The sequence below is a fragment of the Hymenobacter perfusus genome (assembly GCF_003944765.1).
In the GTDB taxonomy this organism is placed as follows: Bacteria; Bacteroidota; Bacteroidia; order Cytophagales; family Hymenobacteraceae; genus Hymenobacter; species Hymenobacter perfusus.
Map to the genome: position 1 here is coordinate 98,686 of NZ_RWIU01000008.1, position 12,589 is coordinate 111,274.

Consider the following 12,589-nt stretch of genomic DNA (forward strand, 5'->3'; position numbering starts at 1 on the left):
GGTTCAGAGCTGAAAGACGTTAGTTGTTGGCCACTGCGTTTGGCAGGCCGGTTTCTTCCCAGGGCAGGGCAGGGCGGTGCACCTGGTTGCGCAGCTCCGAGAGCATGGCGTCCACGGCTTCCGGGGTATCAAGCTGCTCGTAGTACTGCTCGCGTACCTGCACGATGGGGGCGAAGCCGCAGGCGGCCAAGCACTCCACTTCCTTGAGCGTGAATAGGCCGTCTTCGGAGGCCGGGCCGCCTACTTTGGCGCCGGTGATGCGCTCCAGCTGGGCCGTCAGCTCGTCGGAGCCGCGCAGCATGCAGGGGCCCGTGCGGCAGATTTCCAGCACGTGCTTGCCGACGGGCTTGAGGTTGAACATGGTGTAGAACGACGACACCTCGTACACCTCAATGGGCTTCACGCCCAGTACTTCGGCCACCAGATCCTGCACTTCGGGGCTTACCCAGCCGCCAAATTCGGCCTGGGCAATGTGCAGCACCGGCAGCATGGCCGATTTGCGGCGCTCCTCCGGGTATTGCTTGCAGATGCGCGCAATTTCAGCCTGGGCGGCTTCAGAGAATTGCGGCTTGGTAGCAGTCGATTCCATATCAGTTGTATTCAGCAAAAAACTACGCGTCGAGCTCCCCGGCAATTACATTCATCGACGACAGCGTCACGATGGCGTCGGAGAGGGTCTGGCCCACCACCATTTCGGTGTAGGCCTGGTAGTAGATGAAGCAGGGCCGGCGGAAGTGCAGGCGGTAGGGCGTACGGCCGCCGTCGGACACGAGGTAGAAACCCAGCTCGCCGTTGCCGCCTTCCACCGAGTGGTAGACCTCGCCCACGGGAGCGTCAATCTCGCCCATCACAATTTTGAAGTGATAAATGAGGGCCTCCATGTTCTGGTACACGGCCTGCTTGGGCGGCAGGTAGAAGTGCGGCGCATCGGCGTGGTAGGGGCCCTGGGGCAGGTTTTCCAGTGCTTGGTTGATAATGCGCAGGCTCTGCCAGATTTCCTCGTTGCGCACCATGAACCGGTCGTAGGTGTCGCCCTTGGTGCCCACCGGAATTTCGAAGTCGAAATCCTGGTAGCTGGAGTAGGGGTTCATCACCCGCACGTCGTAGTCGACGCCGGCGGCGCGCAGGTTGGGGCCGGTGAAGCCGTAGTTGAGGGCGCGCTCGGCCGAAATAGCCCCCACGTCCACAATCCGGTCCATGAAGATGCGGTTGCGGTTGAACATGGCCTCGAACTCGCGCATCACGGCCGGGAAGCTTTTCAGCCAGGCCCGCAGCTTGGCAATAGCTACGTCGGAAAGGTCGCGCTCCATGCCACCAACGCGGCCCATGTTGGTGGTCAGGCGGGCGCCGCACAATTCTTCGTAAATCTCGTACACCTTTTCCCGCTCATCCATCAGGTAGAGGAAGCCGGTGAAAGCGCCCGTGTCCACGCCCAAAATGCCGTTGCAGATCAGGTGGTCGGTGATGCGGGCCAGCTCCATCATAATCACCCGGATGTACTGGGCGCGCTTGGGCACCTCCACGCCGAGCAGCTTCTCCACCGTCATGTGCCACCCAAAGTTGTTGATGGGCGACGAACAGTAGTTCATCCGGTCGGTGAGGGTGGTAATCTGGTAGAAGGGCCGGCGCTCGGCAATCTTCTCGAAGGCCCGGTGGATGTAGCCGATGGTGGGCACGCCGGAAATGATCCGCTCCCCGTCCATCTGCAGAATATTCTGGAAGATGCCGTGGGTAGCGGGGTGCGTGGGGCCCAGGTTCAGGGTGGTGAGCTCCTGGTTGAAGTCGTTGACCGTGGGGGCCAGCGGATTCAGGTTGGGCTGCTGCTCCCGCGCCGACTCGATGATCTTATGGGTGCTTTCCAGCGTGTCGTTTACTGCCATTTTTTCAGAGCTTAGGGCCTAGAACTTAGAGCTTAGAAGTTGGAGAAAGAGGTCTGAAAACAAGAACAGTCTACGTTCTAAGCTCTCATTTCTAAGTTCTAAGAATTATCGTCCAAAGAACAGGTCGGTTTTGTCTTCGCGGGTGCCGTCTTCCAGGGCGTACTCCTTGCGCATGGGGTGGTAGTCCATGTCCTCCACGTTGAGGATGCGCATGAGGTTGGGGTGGCCGGGGAAGATGATGCCGTAGAAGTCGAAGGCCTCGCGCTCCATCCAGTTGGCGCAAGAGTAGAGGTCCGTGAGAGTCGGGGCAACCGGGTCGGCAATCGGGAAGAAGATCTTCAGGCGCAGCCGGATGTTTTGCGTCAGGCTATGCAGGTGATACACGATGCCCAGCTCCTGGTCCTTTTTTTCGGGCCAGTGCATGCCGCACATGGTGGTCAGGAAATGGAGTTGAATCTCCTCATCCTTCTGCAACCCTTCGATGATGCCGTGAATCTGCTCCCGGGTGGTGGTAGCCGTTAGCAGGCCGTAGGGCTCCTCCACGTCGGTGAAGGCATCGGCCCCAAAGAGGCGGTGCAGCAGGGCCAGCAGCTGCGCGTTTTTCTGCGCGGCCGGGTCCTGGGCGGCGGCCTGTTCCTGCGCCGGGATGGATTCGTTCTGGTCAGCCATTTCTGAGTACTTAGTATTGAGTATCTGGTATTGAGTATTGAGCTGCCGACGGTTAAAAGTCTAGCTACTCAATACCCAATACTCACTACTTACTTAATGTTGTACGACGCCAGTAGGGCCTGATACTCGGGCGAGTTGCGGCGGCGGAAGGATTCGTTTTTGGCCAGGTCCTGGATGCGCATCAGGCCGTCGAGCACCTGCTCGGGGCGGGGCGGGCAGCCGGGCACGTACACGTCCACCGGAATGATCCGGTCGATGCCCTGGAGCACGGAGTATGTATCGAAAATGCCGCCCGAGGAGGCGCAGGCACCCATAGCCAGCACCCAGCGGGGCTCGGCCATCTGCTCGTACACCTGCTTCACGATGGGGGCCATCTTCTTGGCGATGGTGCCCATCACCATCAGCAAATCGGCCTGCCGTGGCGAGAAGCTGGGACGCTCCGAGCCGAAGCGGGAGATGTCGTAGCGGGAGCCCATGGTGGCCATGAACTCGATGCCGCAGCAGGAGGTAGCAAAAGGCAAAGGCCAGAGCGAGTTGGCGCGGGCAATGCCCACCACTTTTTCCAGGGAAGTAGCGAAGAAGCCGGCGCCTTCGAGGCCGTCGGGCGCGTCTACCGTTTTGATTTCAGGAACTCGAGTATCCATGGGAGCAAGTCAGGTTAACAGAAGCGGCTACGCTTCAGAAAGGCAACATCCGGCCGGGGCCAAAGGTTGCCGCTGCGCCGTCTTAACGGGCTTCGTTCCAGCGCAGAACGCCTTTTTTGATGACGTAGGCGAAGCCGGCCATTAGCAGAGCCAGGAACACCAGCATCTGGTAGAAGCCGGTGGTGCCCAGTTGGCGGAAGTTCACGGCCCAGGGGTACATGAAGATAACTTCCACATCGAAGAGCACGAACAGGATGGCCGTGAGGAAGTATTTCACCGAAATCGGGGTGCGGGCGTTGCCCACCGACTCGATGCCGCACTCGAAGGCTTCATCCTTCACCACGCTCTTGCGGCGCGGGCCCAGCAAATGGGACGTAATCATGGCGAAGGCCACGAAGGCCACGGCCAGCACAAACTGCACCACGATGGGCAGGAAATCCTGGGGCTGATATTGGGTCGGAACGGCGAGAAGCATAGGCTGCGACAAATAAACGCCGCGTAGAAACGGCATGGGAGGCAAAGGTAGGACCTAGCCGGTTGGGAACAAAGGTGAAATAGGAGGGTAGGGGAAAGGCGTATATGCAGCCTATCCGCTAGATTCAATCGATGAAACCATTCTACGAGCCATTCGTGCCTGGGCAACTGTATTCGGTAGCCGAGTTCCTGGCGCTGGAACAGCAAGCCGAAGACCGGCACGAATTCTACGACGGGCAGGTCTGGCCTTTTCCGGCTGATACGCTGCGGCACAACCTGCTGGTGCAGAACTGCTCATTGCCCCTATTTGCTCGCCGCAAGCAGGTTGGCCTTGATGTGTTCAGCAATGGGATGCTGCTTGAAGTCATTCCCGGCGGCTATTACACTTACCCCGATGTGGTAATTCGGGACTTCGTGCCATGCTCAGGTCTGGAATATGTAGTGCAGTGCCCGAAGGTTATAGTTGAAGTGCTGGACCCACTATGGGCGGAGCGGGACCGGACGTGGAAGTGCGTCCACTACCGTCGCCTCGAATCACTTCAGCAGTATGTCCTCGTTTCGCAGACGCAGCAGTTTGTGGAATCCTACTGGCGCACGGCGGCCGGAGAGTGGCGTTACGAGGCGTTTATGAAACCGGATGATGTGTTGGATATTGCTGATACTGGTTTGCAGCTGATGTTGCGGGAAATTTATGATGAGGTGGCAGTGCCGCTGTTGCAGCTGCAGTTTCCGGATATTCGCGAAACAATAAAATAACAGCCTAATGAGCGACCATAGCATTGCAATTGTACCACAGGTATCCAGTTACCCTAATAGAGTGGCGAAGGCAAAGGAAGTGCTAAACTGGCTGGTTGAAGATGATATAGTTAAGCCTACGCTTACATCCTGTGTTTTAGGATTTGATGGGGGGTACGCAATATCGGGTGGTGCTAAGAAAGTAATTGAGTCGGCCAATAGACATATTTTTAGTTTGGATGTAATTGGACTTAAGATTATCACTGAAAGACACATCTTCGATACTGGTGGTAATGGAATAGAAGAAATATACTGTCCGGCCTGTCAACAAAATCTGGCAGAAGAGGACTTGGGTTTTCTTGAGAACTGGTATGAGGGCAACCTAAATGAGGTAGTTTGTCCAGTCTGCGACACTACGAATAGCATCCATCAGTTTTGGTTTACGCCGCAGTGGGGCTTTAGTGACTTGGGCTTCAAATTCTGGAACTGGCCTGACTTGACCGAAGATTTTTTAAGCAGGTTTCAGCAGAAGTTGGGTGTCAATGTCTCTGTCATTTATCAACGTGTATGAAATAAAAAGGCCGCCCCGGAATCCCGGAGCGGCCTTCTCTTTTATCAAAACCGAACAGCGGCCTACAGCCCCTTGTCCCGGTTCAGATCCTCGGCCGGAGCCGAGCCCAGGAAGGGGTAGCGGTAATCCGTGACGGGTACAAAGGTTTCCTTGATGGCGCGCGGCGACACCCAGCGGAGCAGGTTCAGCATGGAGCCGGCCTTGTCGTTGGTGCCGGAGGCGCGGGCCCCGCCGAAGGGCTGCTGGCCAACTACCGCGCCGGTGGGCTTGTCGTTGATATAGAAGTTGCCGGCGGCGTGCACCAGCTTCTTCGAGGCGTGGTCGATGGCGTAGCGGTCCTGCGAGAAGATGGCGCCGGTGAGGGCGTAGGGTGAGGTGGTGTCCACCAGCTCCAGCACCTCGTCGAACTTGTCGGCGTCGTAGATGTGCACGGTGAGCACGGGGCCGAACAGCTCCTCGCACATGGTCACGTACTTCGGGTCCTTGGTCACGATGACGGTAGGCTCGATGAAGTAGCCCTTCGACTTGTCGTAGCCGCCGCCGGCCACGATTTCGGCGTTCGGGTCGGCCTTGGCACCGTCGATGTACTTGGCCAGCTTATCGAAGGATTTCTCGTCGATAACGGCGTTGATGAAGTTGGAGAAGTCCTCCACGTCGCCCATCCGGAACGAGGCCAGGTCTTCTTTCACGTAGCCCAGAATTTCGTCGGCGAGGTTGGAGGGCAGGTACACGCGCGAGGCGGCCGAGCACTTCTGGCCCTGGTACTCAAACGCGCCCCGGCTCATGCCCACGGCCACGGCCTTGGCGTGCGCCGACGGGTGGGCCAGGATAAAGTCCTTGCCGCCGGTTTCGCCCACGATGCGCGGGTAGCTCTTGTAGTTGCTGATATTCTCGCCGATGGTCTTCCAGATGTGCTGGAACACGCCGGTGGAGCCGGTGAAGTGGATGCCGGCAAAGTCGCGGTGCTTGAAAATCACGTTGCCGGCGGTGGGGCCGTCCACGTACACCAGGTTGATGACGCCGTCGGGCACGCCGGCTTCCTTGAACAGCTCCATCAGCACCTGGGCCGAGTAGATCTGGGTGTTGGCGGGCTTCCACACCACCACGTTGCCCATCATGGCCACCGAGGCGGGCAGGTTGGCGGCAATGGACGTGAAGTTGAAGGGCGTGAGGGCAAACACGAAGCCTTCCAGCGGGCGGTGCTCCAGGCGGTTCCACATACCGGGCAGGCTTTCGGGCTGCTGCTGGTAGATCTGCTGCATGAAATGCACGTTGAACCGGAAGAAGTCGATCAGCTCGCAGGCGGCGTCGATTTCCGCCTGGAAGCAGTTCTTGCTCTGGCCCAGCATAGTGGCCGCGTTGATGCGTGCCCGGTAGGGGCCGGCCAGCAGGTCGGCGGCTTTCAGGAAGATGGCGGCGCGGTGCTCCCAGGGCATTTCGGCCCACAGCGGGCGGGCGGCCAGGGCGGCGTCAATAGCCTGCGCTACGTGCGAGGCGTCGCCTTCGTGGAACTGGCCCAGCACGTACTGGTGGTCGTGGGGCGGGGTGATATTCTGCTTCTTGCCGGTGCGGATTTCCTGGCCGCCGATGTGCATCGGAATGTCGCGCTGCTGCTGCTTGAGCTCCTTGAGGGTCTTGAGCAGCTCCACCCGCTCGGGCGAGTTGGGCGCGTAGCCTTTTACGGGCTCGTTAATCGGGGTCGGGACGTTGAAAAAACCGTTGGCCATAAGGAAGTGCTGGTTTGGGGTGATGGGTGGTGGGGAAGGGCAAAGGTAGAGAGGAAAGCGCGGTTGTTACTTGGCGGGCTATCTAATGCAATGCTCTCGACGCCACTGCCGGTGAGCTGATATTCCATCAGCAAAGACCATCACGCAAACTATAGAAAACAGCAATAGCTTACCGCTAAAGCTTCATTCTGAAGTTAAAAGAACGTTTTGAGGCGCATTTTCAGCGTAGCTAACTTGTACTATAGTTCCTGGGATGAGTTCTGTATGTGTAAACTGATTAGTTTCTAACTGAGCATATCGTGCACCTTGTTGGCTTTGCTGGTACCGTACCATTGCATGATATACTCCACTGCTGCCAGAGCCCTCCTTGCCGAGTTGGGTGCTCACAATAGCTGTGGCCTGCGTGCCGTGCAAAACCTTCCACCGCTGTGCTACCTGCCAACCAAATATCAATAACCCAACGGCCGATAAGGGCAGGAGAATCCAAGCCTTAAACCAGATGGTTAATGCCTTTTTTTGTGCCATTCGTGCAGTATTGAACTACAACCGCTGCAGCAGCGCCCGCACCTGCCACTCCAAGTCCTGGACGGAGCCGGTATTGTGGAGGGTGAGGTCGAAGTGGGGGTAGTGGTCGAGGGCAGTTTCGCTGGGGTGGTCGTCGTCGCGGGTGCCGTCGCCGCGCTGGTGGAGCGGGTCGCCTTCCACGCGCACCATCAGGCCGCCGCTGCTGCGAATGAGGTCTGCCTCGTTGGGGAAGCGCACGTCCGGAATGAGGGTGTGCTGGTTGGTGGGCAGCTGCGAGAAAAACGCCTGCACCCAGATATCAGGCTCCCAGAGGCGGAGAGCCAGGCCCACCTGCTGGAGCATCTCGCCCCGGGTGCGGCCGAAGGCGGGCAGTTTCTCGGTTTTGCCCTGCTGCGAGAAGTATGGGGCGGTGCCCTCGCCGGCCAGGGCCGCGCATACGGCCTTAATAGGCTCCCCGACGGAGCGAATGTGCCATTTGCTGTCGGGCTGCATCCGCTGAATCAGGCGGGCAATGGTGTCTTTGCCGCTGCCCCGGCGGCCCGAGAAACCGATTAGTCGTGTCATTGGGGCAAAGGTAGCTACTTGTCATTCCGACGCAGAAGGAATCTCAGTTGAGGTATTGAAGCAAGCCCACTCAGATTCCTCCTGTGTCGGAATGACAGGCGGTTACAGAATCTCCTTCAGCTCGCTCAGACAGCTGATTTCGTAGGTAATCTGGTTGAAGTGGCGGCGCTTGGCGGGGTTGAAGTACACTTGGTCGAGACCTGCGTTGTAGGCGCCCAGCACGTCGCACTCCAGGTTGTCGCCAATCATGAGGCTTTCCGGGGCGGTGGCGCCGGTGCGCTCCAGCGCGTGCTCGAAAATGCGGGTATCGGGCTTGAGGTGCCCGCAGCACTCGGAAGTTACGATTTCCTCGAAATACTTTGTGAGCCGGGACGCATCGAGCTTGATGTACTGGATGTCGCGGAAGCCGTTGGTGATGAGGTGTAGGCGGTAGCCCTTGTCGCGCAGGTAGTCGAGCACCTCGTAGGTGTAGGGAAACACGGCTTTTTTGTGGGGCAGAATGTCGGTGAACTGTTCCGAGATGCCCGCCGGCGAATCCTCCTCCCGCAGCCCCAACTGCGCGAAAGTGCGCGGGAAACGGGTGGCACGCAGCTGCTGCTGATTGATCTTTCCGCCCTGGTACAGCCGCCACAGGCCGTGGTTGATATCGGAATACTCCTTGATAAACTTCTCTACCGACACCCCGTGCCGGCTGATGTTGTGCTCCGCGAACAGGTGGCGCAGGGTTTCATCGGCGTTGGTTTCAAAGTCCCACAGCGTATGGTCGAGGTCGAAGAACAGGTGACGGTAGTTTTTCATATAGTGTTGTTCAAAATTCTGGACCGAAAAGCTTGGTTTTGAATGGCAGCCAAACGGCTGGCTCGTCGGCAATGGTGTCGGTATGGGCAGCTACCCGTTGGCAGTCTGAAACAGTAGTAAACAATCCGTACTCATTCAGCACTACACCAAATGCCTCCTGATATTCCTGTTCTAATACGTGATAGGAAAACGGCTCGTAGCCACCGTAATCCAAAAGGCCCAATAAGTCAAAGCCAATTGTCAGACCGGCTTCAGGCTCGGGAACCCACTGTTGTAGGAGTGTCGCCAGATTCGGCCAGTCAGGGCCAGTATGTGGCTCGACTTCCGCATTAGCAGTTGAGCAGTGAGATTCATGTAGAAAAATACCTAACAGCTCTACCTGTGGAAGTGCTTGCAGAAATCTGCTTTTAAATTCTACGGCTTTTTCGCGGGTAGGGAAGAAGCCAGGCCACGCGTACTGTCCCTGCGCAAATGCCTCTCCGATCCAGGCATGCAAGGCTGTCAGCTCTTGGTCAGTGGGGGTGAAATTTTTAGGCAACTGACGTCTGCTGTACTTCCAGTCGAAGCCCCAAATTCCTGGGTAAACGTGACTGATGTATGTGCTCACTGACCAGGTGCGGGCCCGAAAGCGGTGGCCGTTAACTGTGCTCCACTCGTGTTTAGGAATGATCAGATAATAGCCTGCTGAGTAGTGCATATCAATCAAGCCGCAGCCGTTCTACAACCCGGCCTTCGCCCAAGTGTTCGTGCACGATGTCGGCGGCGTCTTTGGGGCGGACGTTGCCGTAGGTGGTGCCTTCGGGGTAGACAATGAGGGCGGCGCCGGGGCCTTTCTTGCACTGCTTACACAGGTCGAGGCAGTTGCAGGTTTGCACCCGCACTTTGCGCTTTTCGCCGCCGGTCAGCAGCTTTTTCAGGCCCTGCTTCTTAAGCTCGGATTTCAGGGCTTTCACGACGTCTTTGCCCACTTCATCTTTCTGGGCAGTGCAAACAAACAGGCGGGTAACGGGCGCAACAGATTTCACAGGCAACAAGCATACAAAAAGAGAACTACCGAACGTCCCGGTGAAAAATCAGCGTAAACAACGTAAAGAAATATGCGCCCATCAGTGATTCCCGGTCCAGCGGCGGTTTTGCAGCTTATACGCGGCCAGCTCCCGGTTCGACCAGAGCGTTTGGTAAATCTTCTGGTCGTGTTGCAGCTGCGGGTCGCGTTCCATGTAGCCGAGCAGCTGCTGCAGGAAGTCCAGGGCTTCGTCCTTGATGAAGTAGAACACCCAGTTATCGAGGCGGCGAAAATTTATCAGCCCCGCATTTTTGAGGTACGCTAATTGCCGGGAGGTTTTGGTCTGGCTGAAATCAAGTACCTGTTCCAGGTCGGAAATGCACATTTCCTGATTGCGCCAGAGCAAATGCAGGATGCGCACCCGCGAATCGTCGCCGAGGGCCTTGAATAGTTGCTGGCCGAATGCAACGGTAAAGTGTTTGAGACGCATCTTTAGGCAAACGCAAAATGGGGAGGGGCTGAACGAAGTCAGCCGGGCCCGAATTTAGCCTAAACCCGCCAGCGGCCCCCGAAAGTGCCGTATCTTTATTGCTCGTAATGCCTTGTATGTCTGTTGTGGCCCGAATTCGTCTTTCTTTTCTGCCCGCTTTGCTGGGTTTCTTACTGGTGGCCCTGGTGCTGACGGCCGGCAGTGCGCGGGCCCAGGGTCAGCGCCGGGTAGTGCAGTTTACTGGTATCGTAGCCTCCGGCGACTCGCTGCTGGGCGTGCCGGGCGCGGCTATTTTCGTGCCCAAGGCCGGCCGGGGTACGGCCTCCAACCCCTATGGCTACTTCTCGCTGCCCGTGCTGGCCGGTGATAGTATCGTGATTCGGAGCCTGGGTTACCGCAATCAGTACGTTATCATCCCCGAAAACTACCCGCGTCAGAGCTATTCCGTGATTGTGCAGCTGAAGGAGGATGCCACGGTGCTGCCGGAGGTACGCATCTTCCCCTACGCTACCGAAAAGGCGTTTAAGGAAGCTTTTCTGGCCATGAAACCGCCATCCGAGGAGGACCGCACGCCGGCCGATAAGCTCAACGAGCAGGTGATGCGCCGGATGTTCAACACGCTGCCCGTTACCAGCATGGGCAATTACCGTCAAACCATGCAGGCCCAGCAGAACGACCAGATGCGCCGCATGGGCCTCGGGGCCACCCCCGCCACCAACAACCCCCTGCTCAACCCCTTTAGCTGGCTCCAACTCATCAATCAAGTGAAAAGCGGTGAGTTCAAGAAGAAGGAAGGCGTGGATTATTGAGGTGGACGGTTGAATGGACAGATGGTTAAACTGTCATTGCGAGCAGCGCGAAGCAATCCGTTCTTCATACAGTCTGAATCCCTGACCTACTCAAAAGCCCCTGACGCCAGTACGGACGTCAGGGGCTTTTTGCTTCTTCGGGGTGTGGCGCTCTGTGAAGGACGGATTGCTTCGCGCTGCTCGCAATGACAGTTTAACCATCCAGCCATCCGCTCATTCAGCCATTCACTCTTCCAACCATTCCCCCCTATATTCAGTACAGCCACTGTTTGACCTTCGACTTCGCCCTATGGATACCAATCTGCCGCGTACCTCGCAGCCCCGCATCGTGATTATTGGCTGTGGATTTGCCGGCCTGCGCCTGGCCAAAGACCTGGCCGACGCGCCGGTGCAGGTGGTGGTTATCGACCGCAACAACTACCACAACTTCCAGCCCCTGCTCTACCAGGTAGCCACCGGCGCGCTGGAAGCCGACAGCATCGCCTACCCGATCCGCAAGATTTTCGCCGGCCAGCAGAACTTCTTCTACCGCATGGCCGACGTGCAGCACCTCGATGCGGCCACCAATACGCTCACCACCAACATCGGCGACATCCGCTACGACCATCTGGTCATTGCTACCGGCTCGCTCACCAACTTCTTCGGGCTCACCAGCATCGAGCAGAATGCCATGCAGATCAAGAGTGTGCCCAACGCCCTGAACCTGCGCAGCTACCTGTTTCAGAACTTCGAGAAGGCTATTCTCACCGAAGACCCCGCCCAGCGCCAGGCTCTGATGAACGTGGTGGTGGTGGGCGGCGGCCCTACAGGCGTGGAAATCTGCGGCTCGCTGGCCGAGATGCGCAAGGACGTGCTGCCCAAGGACTACCCCGAGCTCGACCTCAAGCAGATGGAAATCTACCTCGTGGAATCGGGGGCGGAGGTGCTGGGGCCGATGAGCAAGGACTCGCAGGTGCAGGCCAAGGGCTACCTGGAGGAAATGGGCATCCACGTGCGCCTCAACACCCAGGCCAAGCACTTCGAGGACGGCAAGCTGTACTGTTCCGACACCGAGTTTATCCGGACTGAAAACCTGATCTGGGCGGCCGGGGTGAACGGCGCAGCCCTGGAGGGCCTGCCCGAAGCCGCCGTGGCCCGCAACAAGCGCGTGAACGTGGACACGGTGAACCGCGTGCTGGGCTTCCAAAACGTGTACGCCATCGGCGACGTGGCCAACATGGTCACCGATGAAATGCCGCGCGGCTACCCCATGCTGGCCCCTGTCGCCATTCAGCAGGCCGAGCAGCTGGCCGACAACTTCAAGCGGCTGCTGCGCGGCGAAACCCTCAAGCCGTTCCAATACACCAACAAGGGCAGCATGGCCATTGTGGGCCGCAACCGCGCCGTGGTAGACCTGCCCGGCGACAAGCACTTCGGCGGCTTCTTCGGGTGGCTGACCTGGCTGTTTGTGCATTTGATGACGCTGGTGGGCTTCCGTAACAAAGTGGTCACGCTGGTAGGCTGGGCCATCAGTTACTTCAGCTCCGACAAGGCCCTGCGCCTCATCATCCGCCCCTATAAGCGCAACGATTTCAAGTCCGATAAAGGCCTAGCCACCGCCATCCACAACGCCGCCACGCCCGAGTACAACCCTTCCGTGCCGGCCCCCAACGCCCCGGTAGTGGGTGGGTAGCATCCGGAGGGTGTTTTACTGAAAA

15 protein-coding genes are annotated in these 12,589 nt (G+C 58.1%); 4 read left to right on the forward strand and 11 right to left on the reverse strand.

Features of this window, described 5'->3' with window-relative positions; all coding sequences use genetic code 11:
• Window positions 1-19: 19 nt before the first annotated feature.
• The 5 genes from EI293_RS19250 to EI293_RS19270 form a co-directional block, all read right to left on the reverse strand.
• On the reverse strand, window positions 20-589 hold the full coding sequence (locus tag EI293_RS19250; protein ID WP_125440182.1) for an NADH-quinone oxidoreductase subunit NuoE family protein: 570 nt from the start codon (window positions 587-589) through the stop codon (window positions 20-22).
• A gap of 22 nt (window positions 590-611) precedes the next feature.
• On the reverse strand, window positions 612-1,880 hold the full coding sequence (gene nuoD, locus EI293_RS19255) for an NADH dehydrogenase (quinone) subunit D (RefSeq protein ID WP_125440183.1): 1,269 nt from the start codon (window positions 1,878-1,880) through the stop codon (window positions 612-614).
• 105 nt (window positions 1,881-1,985) lie between these two features.
• On the reverse strand, window positions 1,986-2,549 hold the full coding sequence (locus EI293_RS19260; protein WP_125440184.1) for an NADH-quinone oxidoreductase subunit C: 564 nt from the start codon (window positions 2,547-2,549) through the stop codon (window positions 1,986-1,988).
• 89 nt (window positions 2,550-2,638) lie between these two features.
• On the reverse strand, window positions 2,639-3,193 hold the full coding sequence (locus EI293_RS19265; RefSeq protein WP_044000931.1) for an NADH-quinone oxidoreductase subunit B: 555 nt from the start codon (window positions 3,191-3,193) through the stop codon (window positions 2,639-2,641).
• An 82-nt stretch (window positions 3,194-3,275) separates the two neighbouring features.
• A complete protein-coding gene (locus tag EI293_RS19270; protein ID WP_044014256.1) occupies window positions 3,276-3,668 on the reverse strand; it encodes an NADH-quinone oxidoreductase subunit A in 393 nt (130 codons plus the stop codon).
• A gap of 131 nt (window positions 3,669-3,799) precedes the next feature.
• On the opposite strand from EI293_RS19270, the gene EI293_RS19275 reads away from it, so the two are divergent.
• Window positions 3,800-4,423 carry a Uma2 family endonuclease gene (locus EI293_RS19275; protein ID WP_125440185.1) on the forward strand — a complete coding sequence of 208 codons (624 nt, stop codon included), beginning with the start codon at window positions 3,800-3,802 and terminating at the stop codon, window positions 4,421-4,423.
• Between the two features lie 7 nt (window positions 4,424-4,430).
• Window positions 4,431-4,973 (forward strand): hypothetical protein, encoded by a 543-nt coding sequence (locus EI293_RS19280; protein WP_125440186.1) that lies wholly within the window; start codon window positions 4,431-4,433, stop codon window positions 4,971-4,973.
• A 62-nt stretch (window positions 4,974-5,035) separates the two neighbouring features.
• Here the strand turns inward: EI293_RS19280 and pruA are convergent, their stop codons facing one another.
• The 6 genes from pruA to EI293_RS19310 all read right to left on the reverse strand — a co-directional run bounded on the left by pruA (window position 5,036) and on the right by EI293_RS19310 (window position 10,083).
• Window positions 5,036-6,700, reverse strand: coding sequence for an L-glutamate gamma-semialdehyde dehydrogenase (gene pruA, locus EI293_RS19285; RefSeq protein ID WP_125440187.1), 1,665 nt, complete (start codon window positions 6,698-6,700; stop codon window positions 5,036-5,038).
• Window positions 6,701-7,240: 540 nt separating this feature from the next.
• The gene (locus EI293_RS19290) at window positions 7,241-7,789 is read right to left on the reverse strand and encodes a nucleoside/nucleotide kinase family protein (protein ID WP_125440188.1); all 549 of its coding nucleotides are present in this window, start codon (window positions 7,787-7,789) and stop codon (window positions 7,241-7,243) included.
• Window positions 7,790-7,891: 102 nt separating this feature from the next.
• Window positions 7,892-8,587 carry a YjjG family noncanonical pyrimidine nucleotidase gene (locus tag EI293_RS19295; protein WP_125440189.1) on the reverse strand — a complete coding sequence of 232 codons (696 nt, stop codon included), beginning with the start codon at window positions 8,585-8,587 and terminating at the stop codon, window positions 7,892-7,894.
• A 10-nt stretch (window positions 8,588-8,597) separates the two neighbouring features.
• Entirely contained in the window at window positions 8,598-9,293 is a 696-nt protein-coding gene (locus tag EI293_RS19300) for a hypothetical protein (RefSeq protein ID WP_125440190.1), read from the reverse strand.
• Window positions 9,286-9,612, reverse strand: coding sequence for a (2Fe-2S) ferredoxin domain-containing protein (locus EI293_RS19305; protein WP_125440191.1), 327 nt, complete (start codon window positions 9,610-9,612; stop codon window positions 9,286-9,288). The genes EI293_RS19300 and EI293_RS19305 overlap by 8 nt, the downstream gene beginning before the upstream one ends.
• Window positions 9,613-9,693: 81 nt before the next feature.
• Window positions 9,694-10,083, reverse strand: coding sequence for an ArsR/SmtB family transcription factor (locus EI293_RS19310; RefSeq protein WP_125440192.1), 390 nt, complete (start codon window positions 10,081-10,083; stop codon window positions 9,694-9,696).
• A 158-nt stretch (window positions 10,084-10,241) separates the two neighbouring features.
• Between EI293_RS19310 and EI293_RS19315 the strand changes: the two genes are divergently transcribed.
• Window positions 10,242-10,892, forward strand: coding sequence for a carboxypeptidase-like regulatory domain-containing protein (locus EI293_RS19315; RefSeq protein WP_125440193.1), 651 nt, complete (start codon window positions 10,242-10,244; stop codon window positions 10,890-10,892).
• Between the two features lie 289 nt (window positions 10,893-11,181).
• Complete coding sequence (locus tag EI293_RS19320) at window positions 11,182-12,564, forward strand: NAD(P)/FAD-dependent oxidoreductase (RefSeq protein ID WP_125440194.1); 1,383 nt, start codon at window positions 11,182-11,184, stop codon at window positions 12,562-12,564.
• The last annotated feature ends 25 nt before the right edge of the window (window positions 12,565-12,589 follow it).